The sequence below is a fragment of the Actinoallomurus sp. CA-150999 genome (genome assembly GCF_050942425.1).
In the GTDB taxonomy this organism is placed as follows: Bacteria; Actinomycetota; Actinomycetes; order Streptosporangiales; family Streptosporangiaceae; genus Actinoallomurus.
Genome location: NZ_CP192063.1, coordinates 10865026 through 10882696 on the forward strand (window position 1 = coordinate 10865026; position 17671 = coordinate 10882696).

General features: G+C 71.5%; 15 protein-coding genes and 1 pseudogene. 9 read left to right on the forward strand and 7 right to left on the reverse strand.

Annotated elements, in window-relative coordinates; genetic code table 11:
• Window positions 1-241 precede the first annotated feature (241 nt).
• The 4 genes from ACQP2O_RS50275 to ACQP2O_RS50290 all read right to left on the reverse strand — a co-directional run bounded on the left by ACQP2O_RS50275 (window position 242) and on the right by ACQP2O_RS50290 (window position 4951).
• The gene (locus ACQP2O_RS50275; protein WP_433177077.1) at window positions 242-952 is read right to left on the reverse strand and encodes a hypothetical protein; all 711 of its coding nucleotides are present in this window, start codon (window positions 950-952) and stop codon (window positions 242-244) included.
• Window positions 949-2877, reverse strand: a complete 1929-nt coding sequence (locus tag ACQP2O_RS50280) for a hypothetical protein (protein WP_433177079.1) — start codon at window positions 2875-2877, stop codon at window positions 949-951. The genes ACQP2O_RS50275 and ACQP2O_RS50280 overlap by 4 nt, the downstream gene beginning before the upstream one ends.
• A 205-nt stretch (window positions 2878-3082) precedes the next feature.
• Window positions 3083-4144 (reverse strand): saccharopine dehydrogenase NADP-binding domain-containing protein, encoded by a 1062-nt coding sequence (locus ACQP2O_RS50285; protein ID WP_433177081.1) that lies wholly within the window; start codon window positions 4142-4144, stop codon window positions 3083-3085.
• Between the two features lie 78 nt (window positions 4145-4222).
• Window positions 4223-4951, reverse strand: a complete 729-nt coding sequence (locus tag ACQP2O_RS50290) for a nuclease-related domain-containing protein (RefSeq protein WP_433177083.1) — start codon at window positions 4949-4951, stop codon at window positions 4223-4225.
• Between the two features lie 139 nt (window positions 4952-5090).
• On the opposite strand from ACQP2O_RS50290, the gene ACQP2O_RS50295 reads away from it, so the two are divergent.
• The 3 genes from ACQP2O_RS50295 (at window position 5091) to ACQP2O_RS50305 (ending at window position 10648) form a co-directional block, all read left to right on the forward strand.
• Window positions 5091-6365, forward strand: a complete 1275-nt coding sequence (locus ACQP2O_RS50295) for a MerR family transcriptional regulator (protein ID WP_433177085.1) — start codon at window positions 5091-5093, stop codon at window positions 6363-6365.
• Window positions 6362-8887 carry a VIT domain-containing protein gene (locus ACQP2O_RS50300; protein WP_433177087.1) on the forward strand — a complete coding sequence of 842 codons (2526 nt, stop codon included), beginning with the start codon at window positions 6362-6364 and terminating at the stop codon, window positions 8885-8887. Before ACQP2O_RS50295 ends, ACQP2O_RS50300 begins: the two co-directional genes overlap by 4 nt.
• Window positions 8888-9370: 483 nt before the next feature.
• On the forward strand, window positions 9371-10648 hold the full coding sequence (locus tag ACQP2O_RS50305; protein WP_433177089.1) for an RNA-guided endonuclease InsQ/TnpB family protein: 1278 nt from the start codon (window positions 9371-9373) through the stop codon (window positions 10646-10648).
• 284 nt (window positions 10649-10932) lie between these two features.
• Here the strand turns inward: ACQP2O_RS50305 and ACQP2O_RS50310 are convergent.
• Window positions 10933-11169, reverse strand: a pseudogene (locus ACQP2O_RS50310) (quinone-dependent dihydroorotate dehydrogenase); the annotation flags it as partial.
• A gap of 34 nt (window positions 11170-11203) precedes the next feature.
• Between ACQP2O_RS50310 and ACQP2O_RS50315 the strand changes: the two are divergent.
• Genes ACQP2O_RS50315 through ACQP2O_RS50325 form a run of 3 tightly spaced genes read left to right on the forward strand, consistent with a single transcriptional unit; the run spans window position 11204 to window position 12073 of the window.
• Complete coding sequence (locus tag ACQP2O_RS50315) at window positions 11204-11431, forward strand: hypothetical protein (protein WP_433177091.1); 228 nt, start codon at window positions 11204-11206, stop codon at window positions 11429-11431.
• Window positions 11328-11705, forward strand: a complete 378-nt coding sequence (locus tag ACQP2O_RS50320; RefSeq protein WP_433191564.1) for a hypothetical protein — start codon at window positions 11328-11330, stop codon at window positions 11703-11705. The genes ACQP2O_RS50315 and ACQP2O_RS50320 overlap by 104 nt, the downstream gene beginning before the upstream one ends.
• Complete coding sequence (locus tag ACQP2O_RS50325) at window positions 11690-12073, forward strand: hypothetical protein (RefSeq protein WP_433177093.1); 384 nt, start codon at window positions 11690-11692, stop codon at window positions 12071-12073. The genes ACQP2O_RS50320 and ACQP2O_RS50325 overlap by 16 nt, the downstream gene beginning before the upstream one ends.
• Window positions 12074-12138: 65 nt before the next feature.
• Here ACQP2O_RS50325 and ACQP2O_RS50330 read toward each other — a convergent pair whose 3' ends face one another.
• Complete coding sequence (locus ACQP2O_RS50330; protein WP_433177095.1) at window positions 12139-13188, reverse strand: quinone-dependent dihydroorotate dehydrogenase; 1050 nt, start codon at window positions 13186-13188, stop codon at window positions 12139-12141.
• 50 nt (window positions 13189-13238) lie between these two features.
• Window positions 13239-14159, reverse strand: coding sequence for a hypothetical protein (locus tag ACQP2O_RS50335; RefSeq protein ID WP_433177097.1), 921 nt, complete (start codon window positions 14157-14159; stop codon window positions 13239-13241).
• A gap of 98 nt (window positions 14160-14257) precedes the next feature.
• On the opposite strand from ACQP2O_RS50335, the gene ACQP2O_RS50340 reads away from it, so the two are divergent.
• The 3 genes from ACQP2O_RS50340 to ACQP2O_RS50350 all read left to right on the forward strand — a co-directional run bounded on the left by ACQP2O_RS50340 (window position 14258) and on the right by ACQP2O_RS50350 (window position 17608).
• Window positions 14258-15046 carry an aminotransferase class IV gene (locus ACQP2O_RS50340; protein ID WP_433177099.1) on the forward strand — a complete coding sequence of 263 codons (789 nt, stop codon included), beginning with the start codon at window positions 14258-14260 and terminating at the stop codon, window positions 15044-15046.
• A 279-nt stretch (window positions 15047-15325) separates the two neighbouring features.
• Complete coding sequence (locus ACQP2O_RS50345) at window positions 15326-15472, forward strand: hypothetical protein (protein ID WP_345428885.1); 147 nt, start codon at window positions 15326-15328, stop codon at window positions 15470-15472.
• Window positions 15473-15946: 474 nt separating this feature from the next.
• Window positions 15947-17608, forward strand: coding sequence for an alpha/beta hydrolase (locus ACQP2O_RS50350; protein WP_433177101.1), 1662 nt, complete (start codon window positions 15947-15949; stop codon window positions 17606-17608).
• Window positions 17609-17671: the final 63 nt, after the last annotated feature.

Here is a 17671-nt window from a genome sequence, read left to right on the forward strand (position 1 = left end):
GACCACATCTGGGCAGCCCGCCGACCGTCCCCTCCTCCGCCGATCTCGGCCCTGCCTTGGCAGCCCGCCGACCGCCGAGAGCACCGGCTGCAACTCAGAAACCCACCGAGCGCACCGACCCCCACAACTCTCAGCCCTCCCCCGGGAGCCCGCCCACCGTCGGGAAGACCGGCCGCAGCTCGGAGGACCGCCGACCTGGCGGACTCCACCCCTCACGCGAGCGCGCCGGTCGCCGGGGAGGTCAGACGCACCTCAGGAGGCGACTGATCCACGGCCGTACCGCCGACTTCGGGGGTACCGGGCCCCGGGGATAGGTGAAGATCGGGACCTCGGCGCCGTGGCCGGCCCGCAGCTCCGCCGCCTTGCACCAGTCCGCGGGGGTGCGCGTCGCGGCCCATGCCACGGCGAGCGCCTGGCGTACCTCGGGCACGCGGTCCCACAGTTGGAGCAAGGTCATGGTGGCGTGCGCCGCGGCGTACCCGTCGTCGGGGTAGGCGCGGCTGGCGAAGAACGGCGCGGTCACCCGGCCGCCGTGCGGGTTGGACATCGCCCAGGTCCAGTTCGCGACGACGAGCTCACGCACAGGGTCGGCGAGCCGCTCGGCGGCGTCGTACATCCGCTCCTGCCGGCGACCGGTCAGCCGGTGGGTCTGCAACAGCCAGTCGATGTCGGCCGGGGCATCGCCCTCCGCGAGCCAGGCCAGCACCGTCAGACCGCGCGCGGCCTGCAGCCGGCAGAGCTCGGCCACCTCGCGGCGCATCCGGACGCCGGGCTCCAGCCACTGCGGCCACGGGGCCCGCTGGATCCGCTCCACGACGTCGACGAGGTGGGGCGAGACCGCGTGTGGGGCGATGAGATCGCCGCGTACGTCGCCGACCCGGACGGTGTAGGCCGACTTGACGTCCTCTCCACGCCGGACGGCGGGGGCTGCCGGTGGCTGGGGCGCGTTCACGTGGTCTCGGCTCGCGGTTGGTCGGCGCTTCGATCGTGTGGTGCCACTTCCGTGGGAGGACCCGGATGTGGCGCCGGCTCGGATTGGCGCTCGGGGACTGGGCGTCGCTCTGGAGCCGGACGTTGCTCGGGGACCGAAGCTTGCCCGGAAGCTCGACGCTGCTCGGGGGCCGGACGTTGCTCAGGGGCCGAGCGTTGCTCAGAAACCGGACGCTGCTCGGGGCCCGGAGACTGCTCAGGGACCGGGCGTCGCTCAGAGACCGGGCGTCGCTCAGGGGACGAAGCTTGCCCGGAAACCGGACGCTGCTCGGGGCCCGGAGACTGCTCAGGGATCGGGCGTCGCTCGGGGACCGGGCGTTGCACGGGCGGGGCGGAGTGGGATGTCGGCCTGGTACCGGAGGAGGGCGCCGGCGGCTCTTCGGACGGCGGTGGCTGGGTGGTGGGTGGCGGCTGTGTGGTGGGTGGCGGTGCCGGAGTGGACGGCGGCGGGGACGTCGGCGGCGTGGTCGTGGGCGGTGGGGAGGACTCCGGGGGGCGGGACGGGAGGCCGCTCCAGGCGACCGCCACGCGTGCCCCCGACGGCCAGATGACGATCAGCGCGTCGCCGGGGCCGTCGGCGGGGGCCTGAACGGAGACGATGGCCGTCTCGCCGGGGGCGAGCGTTCCGCCGGTGGGGCTGACCCTGGCCGCGCCCGTCACCGCGGCCTGCCACCGGACCGGGCCGCCGACCGCGCGGAGGGTGATGGTGCCGCTGCCGCCGGGCCCGAGGGTGAGCCGGCCGGGCGCTACGTCGAGCCGCCCGTCACCCGGAGCCGGCACGAGAGCCTTCGGCCGGCCGCCGTCCAGCGGGCTTGCCGGCCCGGCCGTTACCCGGGGGCCGAGCGGGAACGTCGCCGACACCGGCCGCCCGACCGCCGGCGGCTCGACGGGGCCGGGGCTGGGCACGCGGGCGCGGGGCGCGGGCACTCCGCCGCCGACCGCGTGGGTGTGGTGGGTGTCCTGCCCGAGCCACTGGCTCACCGTCACGGCGGCGACGGTGGTGAACACCGCGCCCGTCACCGCGATCAGCCCGCGCGGCCAGCGCGGATCACGGGCGGACCCGCGCAGGCTCCCGGCCCCCCACTGCACGGGGAAGCCGCGGGCTCCGAACGCGCGCAGCCGGGCCGCGGCGAACAGCCGGTAGCCGGCCAGCCGCGGGTCGGTGAGGCAGCCGGTGACCTCCTGGCGCAGCGCGTCGGGCGGCGTGGCGTGCGGCAGCAGGGCGCAGACCTTCGCGGTCGAGATCGTGCGTGGGAGGTGGGCGGCGCAGACGTCGCACTCCATCCCGTGGCAGACCAGGGCCTCGCGCAGGTCGTCGCCGAGCTCACCGCGCCGGTGGCGCAGGATCGCGGCCCGGCCGTCGCACTCGAAGGGGTCCTCGTGGGCGAGGATCTCCGCGATGACGGCCGCCTCCAGCAGGGCGCTCGCCTGGCCGAGAAGATCGGTGACCTCCCGGGCCGGGAGCCCGACGACACCGGCGATGTCGCCTGGTTCGAGGGTGTGGCGGTGCCGGAGGTCGAGGAGCTCCTGGCTGAGCGCCGGCAGGGCGGTGAGGGCCTGCCACGCGATCACGCGCAGGTCGACGTCGTCCTGGTCGTGGCGGGCGATGGCGATGTCGGGGTGGAGCGCGCCCGGAGGCCGTCTGCGACGGCATTCGATCCGCGCCAGTGCGTACAGCCAGGGCCCGAACCGCTCGGGTGATCGCAGCTCGCCGATGTGCGCCTGCGCGCCGAGCAGCGCGTCGCGGAGCGCGAGCCGTGCCGCCTCGCGGTTGCGCAGCTGGAACCAGCAGTAGTCGTAGAGGCGGTCGGCGTAGGCGTCGTACGCCGCGCCGATCGCGCCGGGGTCGCCCGACCGCAGGCCACCGACCAGTAGGCGGTCTTCCATGGCGCGAAGGTAAAGCCTTTTCCGCTTCGCATTCAACTATTTCCCGCGAGCCGTGCGTAGATAATTAGCGACCCACAGATAAATGATCTCCATTAGGGGCTTCGATAGGCGGAAAATGGCCCTTTGTCGGCGTTTACCGCCGTTGGCCGGGAAGGCGGCTCGAACACCATCTTCGCGCAGGTCGTCCGCACGAGCCCTCGAGGCCTCAGCCGGTCACGCGCGCTATTCCGGCCGTGGCGCAGCCCGCCTCCAGCTCAGGCAGGCCAAAAGCCGCAACCGGCCCAAGAGCACCTGTTTCCGTCATTCCACACGCGGCCTGACGCGCGCCCCAGGCGAGGATTCCGGCCGTGAAATCGTACGGATCACCGCCGGACATGTGGACCTCGGTCAGCAGAGAGCCGTCCGCGTCGTAGGCGGCCGCGACGATCCGCGACGTCAGCGTGCCCTTGCCGGCCCGACGGCGGGCCAGACGCGCCAGGCCGCCGCCGCACACCCGGATCACGGCCGCCGTGGCGCGGCCGCGCGGCAGCCGGGCGGCCACGTGCGTCGCCGCGCCGAACCAGCCGAGGTAAACGTTGACCTCGCGCAGCCCGGGGTGGGACGCCGGCAGCGTGAAGTGCTCCGACGCCCCGATGGACACGCCCATTCGCGACCGGCCGGCCATCTCGAAGTTCCGCACCCGCGACCGCCGTTCGTCCACGACGCCGTCCTGGAAGGTGTACATCCGGGTGGCAAGCAGGCCGGGGGTCGAGTCGAGGGTTCCGCCGGACAGCCCGCGTACGAGGGAGCCGCCGCCGACGAAGTAGCCCACGTCGACCCGTGCGGCGTCCTCACCCACGCGGTCGAGGGCGAGGGCCCCGGCCAGGTTGCCGGGCACGTAGTCGTAGCCGAAGGAGGGGAGCAGCGCGGAGCTGGCCTTCACGCCGTACCCCTCGAAGACCTCCCGGACGAACAGCGACTCCCCCGCCGTGTCCAGGTAGTGCGCTCCCGCGTCGACAGCCGCCTCGAGGGCCGCGTGCCCGTACCGGGCGAAGGGGCCGACCGTGGTCACGAGCACGTCGTCCCGCTCGACGAGGGCGCGGACGGTCCGCGGCTCGGCGGCGTCCGCGTACGCCGTCTCCAGCCCGCCCAGTTCGTCGGCCAGCGCGGCGAGGGCCTCGGCGTTCCGCCCGGCGAGGACCGGTCGGGCGCCTTGGTCGGCCAGGGCGCGCGCGGTCCGCATGCCGGTGTAGCCGGTCGCGCCGAAGACCACGATGCGACCTTCCATACGATCACCCCGGCTGCGAAAAATCTTCAACTGTCGCGCTGAGCGTACTAATCCGTCACGAAGCGTGCTGGTTTTTCGTTATATGTCGATCATCGGAGGCAGGGCGCGTTCCGCCGCGGCGGCGATCGCCGCGACCTCGGCGGTGGTGTAGAGCACCGGTTGCCGTTCGATGAGCCGGTTCACGCGCTCGGCCCGGTGCAGCAGCACGCCGTCGAACAGGATCCCGCCGCGCGACAGCCGGCCGCCGTGCACGGCGATCATCGGGGACACCTCGACGTCCTGGCCCGTCTCGGCGGCGATGCGGTCCGCGAGCGCGTCCGCGACCCGGCGGGCCCGGACCGGCAGGCGGGCCAGGGGGCGGCGCCCGGCCCACAGCCGGCCGTCGTCCCGCCGCAGGCGGGTGAGTGGCGGCCATCGCCGGGAGGAGATCGCGTACACGCCCGTGTGGCCGACGACCAGATGATCGAGGTTGCCCCGGAGGCCGCCGGGGAGCGCCCGGTCGTGCAGGACGTGGAAGTACGCCGGGTCGAGCCGGGACAGACGCCGCCCCGTCCGTCGCTCCGCCGCGGCGCCGCGCCGCCAGTTCCGCACCCTGCCGGGCCGGACGCGGCAGTAGAAGGTCTGCCCGAACAGCAGCGCCACGCCGACCGCCAGCCCGGGCAGCCAGCCGAACAGCCCGGCGGCCATGGACCCAACGACACCGGAGATCACGAGCCGCGCGACGGCCCGCTCCTGTCGCTGTTCCGCCCGCAGGGACCGGTACCTGGCCTGCGCCGACGCGCCGGCCATGGACGCACGTCCGGACACGGCACTCCTCCTCATCGGAAAGAGTGCTGTCGAGATCGCGGCCGATCAAGGCACTTGAACGGCCTGTTCAGGCGGCTTGACGAAGTGTCGACCCGCACGAACATTGACACTGTAATAGTTACAGTGTCATCGTTGAGGCATGGACGGACCATGGACGCTCGCCGAGCTCACGGCCAAGGCCGCCTCTGTCCTGTCCGACGGGCGTTCGGCACCGCCGAGCGGCCGCGTCCGGGACCTGCCGGGCGAGCGCACAATCCGGTGGTACGTGACGATCGGCCTGGTCGATCCGCCGCTGAGCCGACGCGGCCGGATCGCCGTGTACGGTCCGCGCCACCTGCTGCAACTCGTGGCCATCAAGCGCCGCCAGGCCGAGGGCCGCGCCCTCGCCGACATCCAGGCCGAGCTCACCGGTGCCACCGACGCCACACTCCGACGGATCGCCCGGCTCGACACCGTCGACGTCACGGCGGAGGGCCCGGCCGAGACGGCCGCCGCTCCGACCCCGCTCCCCACCAGAGACTCCCCGCCACCCGGCGAACGGCCGTCGGCACCCGACGTGCCGGCCCCTGGTGAAACCGCACCGGAATCCCCCGCCGACGCAGCCGGTTCGGCGGGGGTCACCGGTGGAAGCCGACCGGAGAGCCTCGCCGGAGAGCCTGCGCCGGAGTCTGCCGCCGACGCAGCCGGGTTGGAACAGGTCACCGGTGGAAACCGGCCGCCGGACAGCCTCGGCGGCGGGCCTGCGCCGGAGCGCGTCGCCCGCCGGTTCTGGGCCGAGCGCCCGGCGTCCCCGGCGGGGCGAGGGACGGCGCCGCCAGAAGGCGAGCCCGCTCCGCGCGCGCCCCGCGCTGACGCCGCGCCCGATGGACGCGGGACCGCCGATGCCGCCGGCGCTCAGGATGTGGCCGAGTCCATCGGCGCTGCCGATGAGCAGGGTGCGATCCGTGCCCTCGATGCCGGCGGCGCCGCTGCCGCCCATACCGGTACTGGCGCCGACGGCATGCCCGGCACCGCCGGTGCCCGTGATGTCGCGGCGAACAGCGCCGACGATGCATTCGGCGCGATCAGTGCGCCCGACGCCGGCCGTACCGCCGCTGCTGCGGGTGCCTACGGCGCAATCGGAGCCGGTGATGCTGGGCATGCCGTCGCCGCTGCGGGTGCCGCCGATGCCGCCGGCGCGTCGGCGGCCGACCACGCGGTCAGCGCTACCGGAACCGGTGACCCCGGGAGCACCGTCGCCACTGCACCGGATGCGGCCGACACGTCAGGGGCCGGTGCCCTGGTTCGGGGTGTCCGGCTGGCGCCCGGCGTGACGCTGCTCCTCGACTCGTCCCCATCCCCCGACGACGCCACGGCGATCGTCGCCGCCGCGGCTCCCCTGCTCGACCTCCTCTCCGAAAGGGGCCTCCTATGAAGATCGAAACGCTGCCTGTCGAGGTGGCACCCGTGCCGGAGGCCGGGCTGGGCGCGCTGCGCACTGAGCGCGGCAACCTGCCCCTCGACTCCGTCGACGTCCAGGCGGCGGTCACCGGTCTGTCCGCCCGCATCACGATGACGCAGGGGTTCCAGAACCCGTTCGACGTCCCGTTGGAGGCGACGTACGTCTTCCCGCTGCCCGACCGCGCCGCCGTCACCGGGATGCGCATGGAGGCCGCCGACCGCGTCGTCGAGGGCGTGCTGAAGGAGCGCGGGCAGGCCCGCGAGGACTACGAGGCCGCGCTGGCGGCCGGGCAGCGGGCGGCGCTGGCCGAGGAGGACCGGCCCGACGTGTTCACGATGAGCGTCGGCAACATCCTGCCCGGCGAACGCGTGACCGTACGCCTCACCTTGAGCCAGCCGCTGCCGTACGAGGACGGTGAGGCGACGCTGCGGTTCCCTCTCGTCGTCGCGCCGCGCTACATCCCCGGCACGCCCCTGGACGGCCCGTCCGTCGGCGCGGGCACGGGACCCGACACCGACGCCGTGCCCGACGCGTCCCGCATCAGCCCGCCCGTGCTGCTGCCCGGCTTCCCGAACCCGGTGCGGCTCACCCTGGCGGTCGACGTCGACCCGGCCGGGCTGTCCCTCGACGGCGTACGGTCGAGCCTGCACACCGTGACGACGGACGGCCGCACCTTCCGGGTGGAGCCGGGCGAGCGGCTCGACCGGGACTTCATCCTGCGGCTGCGGTACGACGCGGGAGCCTCGTGCGCGGTGTCGGGTGAGACGTTCACGGTGACCGTGCTGCCGCCGCCCGGTCCGGTCGCGCCGCGCCCCCGCGACGTCGTCATCCTCCTCGACCGCTCCGGCAGCATGATGGGCTGGAAGATGGTGGCGGCGCGCCGCGCCGCCGCCCGCATCGTCGACACTCTGCGCAGTGGGGAGGACGGCGGCGACCGGTTCGCCGTGCTGTCCTTCGACCACGAGATCGAGCGGGCACTCCCCGGCGGTCTCTCCGCCGCGACGGACCGCAACCGATACCGCGCCGTCGAGCACCTGGCCCGGCTCGACGCACGCGGCGGCACGGAGATCCTGCGACCGCTGGAAGAGGCGGTGGCGCTGCTGTCCGGCGACGCCGACCGCGACCGGGCCCTCGACGACGCCGGCCGCGACCGCATCCCCGCTCACACCGAATTCCCCGCTCACGCCGACCGCGACCGAATCACCGGTGACGCCGACGGCAACCCGGTCACCGGTGACGCCGACCGCGACCGGATCATCGTCCTGGTCACCGACGGCCAGGTCGGCAACGAGGATCAGATCCTCGGACGGCTGTCCCTGAACGGTCTCCGCGTGCACACGATCGGCATCGACCGGGCGGTCAACGCCGGCTTCCTGGGCCGCCTGGCCGCCGTGGGCGCCGGCCGGTGCGAGCTGGTCGAGTCGGAGGACCGGCTGGACGAGGTCATGGACCACGTCCACCGGCGCATCGCCTCGCCCGCGGTGACCGGCGTGTCCCTGGACATGCCCTCGGCGGTCCCTGGCACGCTCGCGCCGGGGCGGCCCGGGGACCTGTTCCCCGGCGTGCCCCTGGTCGTCCGCGGCCGGTGCACCGCGCCTGGGCCCGTCACGCTGAGCGGTGTCGCCGCCGACGGTTCGCCCTGGGAGCAGCGCCTGGAGCCGGTGACGACCGACGACGCGGCGGCCGCCGCCATCTGGGCCCGCGCCCACCTGCGGGAGCTGGAGGACCGCCATCTCGCGGGCGACGGCGACCCGGAGCGGGCGATCGAGCGGATCGTCGACACGTCCCTGCGGTACGGCGTGTTGTGCCGGTTCACCGCGTTCGTCGCCGTCGACACCCGCGTCGCGGCCGACGGCGCGCCGGCGCACAAGGTGATCCAGCCCGTCGAACAGCCGTCCGGCTGGGAGGCGGCGGCACCCGTGGCCGCCCCCTTCGCGGCGAGCTCGCGCAGCGCCCCGCCCGCGCCGGGCGGCTACGGAGCCGCACCGGCCGCCCCTGGAGCACCGGCCGCCCCAGGCGGTTACGGAGCACTGGCCGCGCCAGGTGTGTACGGCGGAGCGCCGATGCCGGCCGCCGCGCCGCCACCGCCGGGCGGCCCCGTCCCCGGCGCGGCGCCCAGCGGGCCCACGCGGGGCTTCGCCCCGGCCCGAGCGCGCATGCCCATGCGGGAGAACACGACGGCGTCCGCCGTGGACGCCCGCGCTCAGGTCGCCGAGGAGCTGCGGCGGCTGCGCGCGGCCCGGCCGACCTCGGAGCTCGAACGCCGCCAGATCCTCGCCGACCTGGGCAGCCGCCTCGAGGTGCTCGTCCCGGGCGCGCTCACCGATCTCGTCGCCGCGTTGCGGTCCTGCGACGACCCGGCGGGCCCCCGCGGCCGGGACCTGGAGGAGCTGTGGGACCGCACGCTCCGCGAGCTCGCCTCCTACGCGGAGGGCCGGCACGGAGAGGAAGGCGGAAAGGACCGCAGGCCGTTCTGGCACCGTCGCCCGCGCTGAGCCCGACCGCCGAGGATTCTCGCGGGCAGAACCCCGAGAATCCTCGGCGGAAGGCGGCTCAGCCAGCCACCGTCCTCTGTCTAGAGCTGAACAGCGATCCCGGCGGTTCAACCGGCTTCTAGCGATTCCTCCGGCCCTTCAGGATCGGGAGAATCGCTTCTGTTGCGCGCGGCGCGTTAGCGCTGCTTGAGCGATTGGCCGGTCAGTCGGGCCGTTTCTGATTCTCGATGTGTTCGGCAGCGAGTCAGATGTGCGCCGCCGCAGGAGGCGACGAACTAGGACGGGACCGCAAGTGGCCGCCCCGCAGATATTTCGTCAGGTGGGCGCGATGTCCAGGTGGAGACGCCTTTGAGGCTGTTGACCGGGCGGGACAGGGCGATCTTTGGGTGGGGTAGTGCGCGAGCAGGTGGGCGTGGTCGGTTTCGCGGTTGATTTCGTGGAGTTGCACACCGATGTCGGTACGTACTTATAGGGTCACTGACCGTGAAGCTGGTGGTGCAGATGAAACTGCTGCCGACGCCTGAGCAGGCGGCGGCGCTCGCGGCGACCCTGCCGCTCTGCAACGCCGCGGCCGATGAGGTGTCGGCGGTCGCCTTCGAGGAGAGCGTGTTCGCCCGACAGAAGCTGCAAAAGCTCGTCTACACGGAGTTGAAGGCGCGAGGGCTGTCGGCACAGCCCGCTCTGCATGTGATCCGTAAGGTCGCCGACGCCTACACCACGCTGCACGCCCAAATCCAGGCCGGCCTGCTGGGGGACGAGCACTCACGTAGGCGCCGCAAGGCAGAATCCAAGCCCATCACGTTCCGGGCCGACGCCGCGCAGCCGTTCGATGACCGATGCCTCTCCTGGCAGATCGACGCCCGGACCATCTCAATCTGGACCGCCCAAGGCCGGATCCGGAACATCGCCTTCACCGGCGAGCCCGGGCAACTGAAGTTCCTGGCGGCCCACCGCAAAGGCGAAACCGACCTGGCGTGCCGCGACGGGATGTGGTTCCTGATCGCGACCTGTGAGGTCGAAGAAGCCCCGCAGTTCGAGCCGGCCGATTGGATCGGGGTGGATCGGGGGATCGTGAACCTGGCCACCACTTCCGACGGCGACAACTACCAAGGCAAGGGCCTACAGCGCTATCGCCGGCGCCAAGCCCGGCTGCGCGCTGAACTGCAGGCCAAGAAAGCCGCGGGCAGCCGGTCGGCCGCGCGTCGTCTGGCCCGCCGGTCAGCGCGGGAGGCGCGGCACGCCACAGACGAGAATCATAAGATCAGTAAGAGCATCGTGGCCGATGCCCGACGCACCGAACGCGGTATCGCACTTGAGGAACTGAGTGGGATACGCGATCGGGTACGGCTCAGGCGGCACCAGCGGGCCACGCTCTCCTCTTGGCCGTTCCACCAGCTCGGTGAGTTCCTCCAGTACAAGGCGCTGCGGGCCGGGGTGCCGTTCGTGGAAGTGGACCCGGCCTACACCTCCCAGCGCTGTCCGGTGCCCTGGTGTGGGCACACCATGCGGGCCAACCGGCCCGATCGCGATACTTTTTGTTGTCGTCGGTGCGGGTTCGCTGGCCCCGCCGACGTCATCGCCGCCATGAACATCCGGAAACGGGCGTGTGTGGCGTGGGCATTCGTCAGCATGCCCGTCCCTGATCCTGACTCCAGGAGGAGGGGAGATGCGCCCCCGGCACGACGGCCAGCCGCGACGGGGAGCGCGACAAGGCGTGAACGCCCGAGCCGCAAGCCCGGCCGCTCACGGCCAAGAAGCTGACTGTGGATCTCGTCTACACCCGAGGTGAGGGTCGTGATTCCGACCGATGACGTGAACAACGTGGGTACGGCGGTCGACTACTGAGCGGTGCTACCGCCGTACAGCGGTTCATATGTTCCCTGCCAGGTCCGCGGCGGCGGTAGGCGTGATGTTTATCCGGTCGCCGCACGACCGTCGCGAACACCGGCGGGCGCGGCCGGAACCTAGAGGATCCGTGGGACCGTACGCTCCGTAAACTCGCGGTGATCGCCGAAGATCCTCGGCGGAAGGCCGCCGGCCTCGGATCAGCGATCAGTTGCCTCCGCGGCACGCAGCTGGCGGGCGAAGCCGCGGTTGATCGCGCGGGGCCACAGCGGCCCGCCGTAGATCAGACCCGTGTACGCCTGGACGAGCGTGGCCCCGGCGCGGAGCCGCTCCCAGGCGTCGTCGGCGATCTCGATCCCGTTGACGGAGATCAGCACGAGGCGGTCGCCGGTCCGACCCCGGAGCCGCCTACGGCCGATCATCGTTCGCCGACCCAACCGATTCATCATCGACGTCGACGTCGACGGAACCGTGGTCGGCTGTCACTGCCCGACCACCGGCCGCATCGGCGATCTCGTCCTGGACGGCCTGCCCTGCCTGCTGTCTCGCAGCCACAGCAACTGCCGCAAGACGTCGACGGCATGCTCGTCACCACATGCGTGCACGTGCCGAAGCAAGCCCCGCTGCGGGTGTCGTCCGGCACGCGGACGAGGAGATAGTTTCGCTGCGTTTCGGCGCGGAGGAACTGATCGTGCTTGAACTCGACGACGGCATGGTGCCGGTGCCCACCGTCATCCAGGCGCTGGACTCCGTACGGCAGCCTGCGCGGAAGGCGGCGCTCCCGCACTCGACGATTCCCGGGCCTCATGTGGTCCCGCACGGCGGTGGATTCTCGGATGCGTGGAGGCGGGCGGCGAGGCCGCGGGAGGGCCGCCGGGAGGTCGATGACGATGTCGTCCTCGACGCATTCCAGGATGGGGGATTGTTCGGTCTTCGGCAGGGAAGGTGTCAGATGCCATGCCCTGGGATCTGACGGTCATCCTCGAAGACCGGCCGGGTGAGCTGGCCCGGCTGGGAGAGGTCACCGGCGAGGCCGGAGTGAACATTCGAGGTCTCGCCGCGTTCACGGGTGAAGGCAAGGGCGTCGTTCACGTGCTCGTCGACGACGACGCCGCGACCAGGTGCCGCGAGGCTCTCGAAGCCGCCGCCATGGGGGTCGCCGACGAGCGCGAGGTCGTCGTGGTCGACATCGAGGACCGGCCCGGTGCGCTCGGGGATCTGGCCAGGCGCCTCGCCAACGCGAACGTTAACGTGGATCTCGTCTACACCACCTTTGGCGGGGTGAAGGTCGTGGTCGCGACCGATGACCTGAACAACGCGCGTGCGGCGGTCGACTACTGAGCGGTGAGCCGTATCGCCACCTTCCGCTCACCGTGAGGTTCGGTCAACCGCCGGAGCCGAGCCGGTCAGTCACGTTCCGCGCGGAGGCGACGGGCGAGGCCGCGGTTGATCGCGCGGGGCCACAGCGGGCCGCCATAGATCAGACCCGTGTACGCCTGGACGAGCGTGGCCCCGGCGCGGAGCCGCTCCCAGGCGTCGTCGGCGGTCTCGATCCCGCCGACGGAGATCAGCACGAGGCGGTCGCCCGCCCGGTCCCGGAGCCGTTCGAGCACCTCCAGCGAGCGCCGCTTGAGCGGTGCCCCGGACAGGCCGCCCGCGCCCGCCGCCTCGACCTCGGACGGGTCGGTGGCCAGGCCGTCGCGGGAGATCGTGGTGTTGGTCGCGATGATGCCGTCGAGTTCCAGTTCGAGCGCCAGGTCGGCGACCGCGTCGACGTCGGCGTCGGCGAGATCCGGAGCGATCTTCACGAGGAGCGGCACCCTGCGGCCGGACACCTGGTCGGCGGCCTCCCGTACGGCGGTGAGCAGCGGCCGTAGGTGCTCCACGGCCTGGAGGTTGCGCAGGCCGGGGGTGTTCGGGGAGCTGACGTTGACGACGAGGTAGTCGGCGAGCGCCGCGAGCGCCTCGGCGCTCTCGACGTAGTCCGCGACGGCCTCGGCCTCCGGGACCACCTTGGTCTTGCCGATGTTGACCCCGACGATGACGTTCCGGTGGCGGCGGAGGCGGGCGGCGGCCGCCCGCGCGCCGTGGTTGTTGAAGCCCATCCGGTTGACGATCGCCCGGTCGCGTACGAGGCGGAACAGCCGCGGCTTCGGGTTGCCGGGCTGCGGGCGGGCCGTGACCGTACCGATCTCGACGAACCCGAAGCCGAACGCACCCAGCGCCTCGTACGCCTCGGCCTCCTTGTCGAACCCGGCGGCGAGCCCGAGTGGCCCGGGGAACTCCAGGCCGAGCGCGCGGACCCGCAGCGCCGGGTCGCGAGGACCGAGGGCGCGGCGCAGTAGCGGCAGCGCTCCGGGAACCGCGCCGAGCAGGCGCAGCGCCGCGAAGCTCATCCGGTGGACACGCTCCGCCGGAAGGCGGCGCAGGATCAGCGAGAACACGAGTCGATACATCGGACGCGATTCTCTCAGCGTCGCGCGACGCCGCGTCGTTCAACCCGCCCTCAGGCCTGGTCGCGCATCCACAGTTCGACGAGTTCGCCGGTGGCGGTGGTCAGGGCGGTGACGCTCTTCTCCTCGTGGTCGAACTCGAGGGCCACCGGCCGCAGGTCGGGGACCCCGCCGCCGGCCAGTGCCTCCTCTTCGGACAACTGCTCGTACGGGCCGGGCCGCCACCAGTAGACCTGCGGGCTGATCGCCTTCTCGCCCGCCTCGAACTGGTGGCGCGAGAGAGCCTGCATGATCTCCATCGCGCTGAAGAGGTGCACGTCCCCGATCACGTGCATGACCACGTACTCGGGGACGGGGAAGGAGACCAGCGCTCCGTACGGGGCCTGGTCGACGTGGCGCCGGAGCACGTGGACGTGCGCGCCGACGTACCGGTGCGTGCCGCCGATGTGCGTCACGGGAACGCCCTGCACGTCGTCGGTCTGCGCGTAGTGGGCTTCGGTGCCGATGGAGTTGGACAGGGCCGCGGCGAAGACCTGGTTCTCGTCCGCGTCATCGAGGTCGGCGCGGCTCAGGACCACCATCATGTCGGGGTGGTCGACGACCACCGTCTCCAGCAGGCCGGGCGCGAGCGGGCGGGTCACCACGCCGTCCCGCATGTCGCCGAGGGCGTCGTCGGTGTAGATCCGCAGCCGGAGATTCTCGGCCGGCGGCATCCCCCCGGCGGGTGGCTGAGCGGCGTACCGGCCGAGCACCGTCGCGGCCTGGTCGGCGAACTCCGCGGCGAGCTTGGCCACCGCGGCCGGGCCGTCGCGGTCGGCGTCCCGGCGCCACTCGGTGATGTCCTGCGTGAAACAGCGGTCGTCCGGCAGGACGATCTCGAGGGTCGTGCGCTCGGGCAGGGTCGCCTGGAGGCCGCGCTCCGCGAGGGCGCGCAGCAGGGTCTCACCGACAAGGTCGTAGACCGGGAACGTCATGATCGTCCTGTTCGTGTTGCCGCGGGGGTAGGCCCGGTACGACTCCTGGGCCGTGTGGAAGGTTCCAACAGGACGGCGAGGCTCGCTATGTTGTGATCGTGACGCCTCCGGTTCCCCTCCGTCTCGAGATCGACGGCGGCCCGGCGACCGCGGACGGACTGCGCCACCTCGCGCTGGTGAACTACGGCCACCTCACCGTCATGCAGGTCCGCGGCCGGCGCACCCGAGGCCTGGAGCTCCACCTCGCGCGGCTGGACGCGGCCAACCGCGAGCTGTTCGGCAAAGGCCTGGACGGGGAGCTGGTCCGCGAGCGCATCCGCCACGCGCTCGGCGACGACATCGAGGACGCGGCCATCCGGCTCGTGGTGTTCCAGCCGTGGGACGCGAACGACGTCTCGATCCTGGTGATCGTCCGCCGGCCTGGCGGGATGCCCGCCGGCCCGTTGAGCCTGCGGACGGTGGGCTATCAGCGGCCGGTCGCGCACATCAAGCACGTCGGGTCGTTCGGGCAGATGCACTTCGGGGTGGCGGCCGAGCACGCGGGCTTCGATGACGCGCTGCTGACCGCACCCGACGGCGTCATCTCCGAGACGGCGATCGCCAACATCGGGTTCTTCGACGGCGCGTCGATCGTCTGGCCGGACGCCCCTCTGCTGGAGGGGATCACGATGCAGCTGCTGGAGCGGACGCTGGCCGAGCGCGGCCTCCCCTCGCGGCGGCGCACGGTCCGGGTGGCGGACCTGGCCTCGTTCGACATGGCGTTCGTCGGTAATTCCGGCGGAGTCGCGCCGGTCGACCGGGTCGACGACCTGACCCTCCCGGTCGACCCCGGACTCGTCACGACGCTCACCGAGGCGTACGAGTCGGTGCCCTGGGATCTGATCTAAGGCCTCCGAGCCCGGCACGGCCCGACCTTCGGGAAAATGCACCATTCCCCGTTTCAGCATCTATCCCGAAAAGGGCATCCCTGTACGGCCGTCCGAACAGGCCGATTCTTTACCGTGCGCGGCTTGACACCCTCCGGCAAGATCACCGACAGTACAAAGACAAGATCTGTCACCAGGAGGCACTAGCGGAAATATCCCAAAACACCACCGCCACCTACCATTTTCCGGCTGGTCATGGGACGCCCGAATGGGCGTCTTTTCTACTTTTAGGGGGGACCCATGAAGTCAACCACCGCCCAGGAAGTAGGGAGGACGGTGCGGCTCGCGCTGCGTACGTGGGGCCACACCTTCCGCCTGGTCACCCTGGTGGTCGTGGTCACGTGGCTGTTCATCGCCACCGAGCGACTCCCACTGATCACCTGGTGAACACCAGGAGCCGGACACCATTCCGCTGCCCGGTATATCGCACTTCACGGTCTTCCTCCTCGTAATTCGGGGAGGAAGACCTTCGAGCGAGTTGAACCGATTTCCCGGCGAGCGCGCGCACGAAATCCGAACCGCGATCCCCACGTCGACGCCGCCCACCCATCCCCCGCGATGACGAGGACGCCGCACCGGCCACGACGCCGGCCGGCCGGGAAGTGACCCACGCCACAACGTCCGCCCTGCGAGGTCCCGGCACGGGCGCGATCCCCCTGCCCCTGCGCGGATCGCGGGCCGGCCGGCCACGTCCGCCGCTCCTTTGAGCCGCCGATCACGTACTCTGTGTACATCTGCCGTTATGCGTCACATTTTGGCAAACTTCTTACATCGGGCCTTATGTTGTGGATTGTCCGGAACGACAATCTCCCCTTGTTCACCACTGCCGGGCCTGTCGGGGTCCGGCCTGAAAGGGGTCTCGTGAAGAAGCTTGTCGTCGTTGCCGCGACGGCCGGTCTCGGCATGACCGGACTGGGCCTTGCCGGCGCCACAAGCGCGTCCGCGGCCACGGACACCTCCGACGCCTTCCGCCCGGCGAGCCTCAGCTGGCACGCCTGCTCGGCGGACATCGTCGCCGGAGCCAAGGCGTACGACGGCCTGGGCCCGGTCCAGGTCTCCAAGATCATCCAGTGCGCCGAGCTTCAGGTGCCGCTGGACTACGCCCACCCGAACGGCCAGAAGATCACCATTGAGGTGACCCGTACGCCCCACCAGGGCTCGGGCGCCGCCAAGGGCGACATCCTGGTCAACCCGGGCGGCCCGGGCGGCGAAGGCGCGCTGTTCGGCCCGCGCGTGTACGCCCAGAACTCCGCGGCGATGCAGAAGGCGTACAACGTCATCGGCTTCGACCCGCGCGGCATCGGGTTCAGCACGCCGAAGCTCACCTGCGACGAGAACTACAGCAACGCCCCGCGGCCGGAGTACGGCACCGGCGGCAAGGCGGACGACGCGGCCTGGCTGAAGAAGTCGAAGGCCTACGCGCAGGCGTGCTTCCAGAAGTTCGGCAAGGGTTCCAAGCTGGACCTGCTCGACCACATCAAGACCATCGACTCGGTTCGTGACATGGACACGATCCGTAAGGCGCTCGGGCACAAGAAGCTCGACTACTACGGCGCCTCGTACGGCACCTACCTCGGTCAGGTGTACGCGACGGTCTTCCCGAAGCGCGTCGGCCGCATGGTCCTCGACGGCAACGTCAACCCCAAGGGCGTCTGGTACGACGCTCAGCTCGACCAGGACTACGCGTTCGACAAGAACATCGAGTACTACTTCGGCTGGATCGCCAAGTACGACAACGTGTACCACCTGGGGAACACCCAGGCGAAGGTCCACAAGTTCTTCTACGGGCTCGAGGCCGCGCTGGCCAAGAAGGCCGTGACCTTCAAGGACTCCAGCGGCGCGGTCTCCGCGGTCGGCCCCGACGAGCTCGTCGACGGCATCCAGACCGCCGGCTACCGGCGCAGCCAGGCCGTGTGGAACAGCTACGCCGCCGCGCTCGCCGCCTTCAAGAACAACGACCTCAAGTCGTTCGTCGGCACCTTCGGCGTCCAGACCACAGGCGGCAGCGACGACAACGAGTTCGCCGTGTACAACGCCGTCCAGTGCACCGACACCCAGTGGCCGCTGAACTGGAACAAGTGGCAGCGCGACGCCGTGCGCGTCAACCGCACCGCGCCGTTCGAGACCTGGGGCAACGTCTGGTTCAACGCGCCGTGCCTGTACTGGAACGCCAAGCCGGGCACGCCGGTCAAGGTCGGCCACACCAAGGACCTGCCGAAGAACATCCTGATGTTCCAGGCCACCGCCGACGCGGCCACTCCGTACGCGGGCGCGCTGGAGCTGCACAAGACCCTCAGGGGCTCGCACCTGGTCGTGCAGGACGGCGACCGTACGCACTGCATCGTGCACCGCGGCGACCTGCGTCCGGGCGGCGTCGACTCCTACTTCGACGCCTACTTCCTGAACGGCACGCTGCCGAAGCAGGACACCGTGCACGTCTCGCAGCTCGGTGACCCGACCCCGCCGACCGCCACCGCCAAGGCCCTGCACTCGGCCTCGGCCCAGCACGAGGTCATCAAGTAACACGCGGTACCGGGAAGGGGCCCTCGACCCGAGGGCCCCTTTTCGCATTTCTCGTGCAGGTCC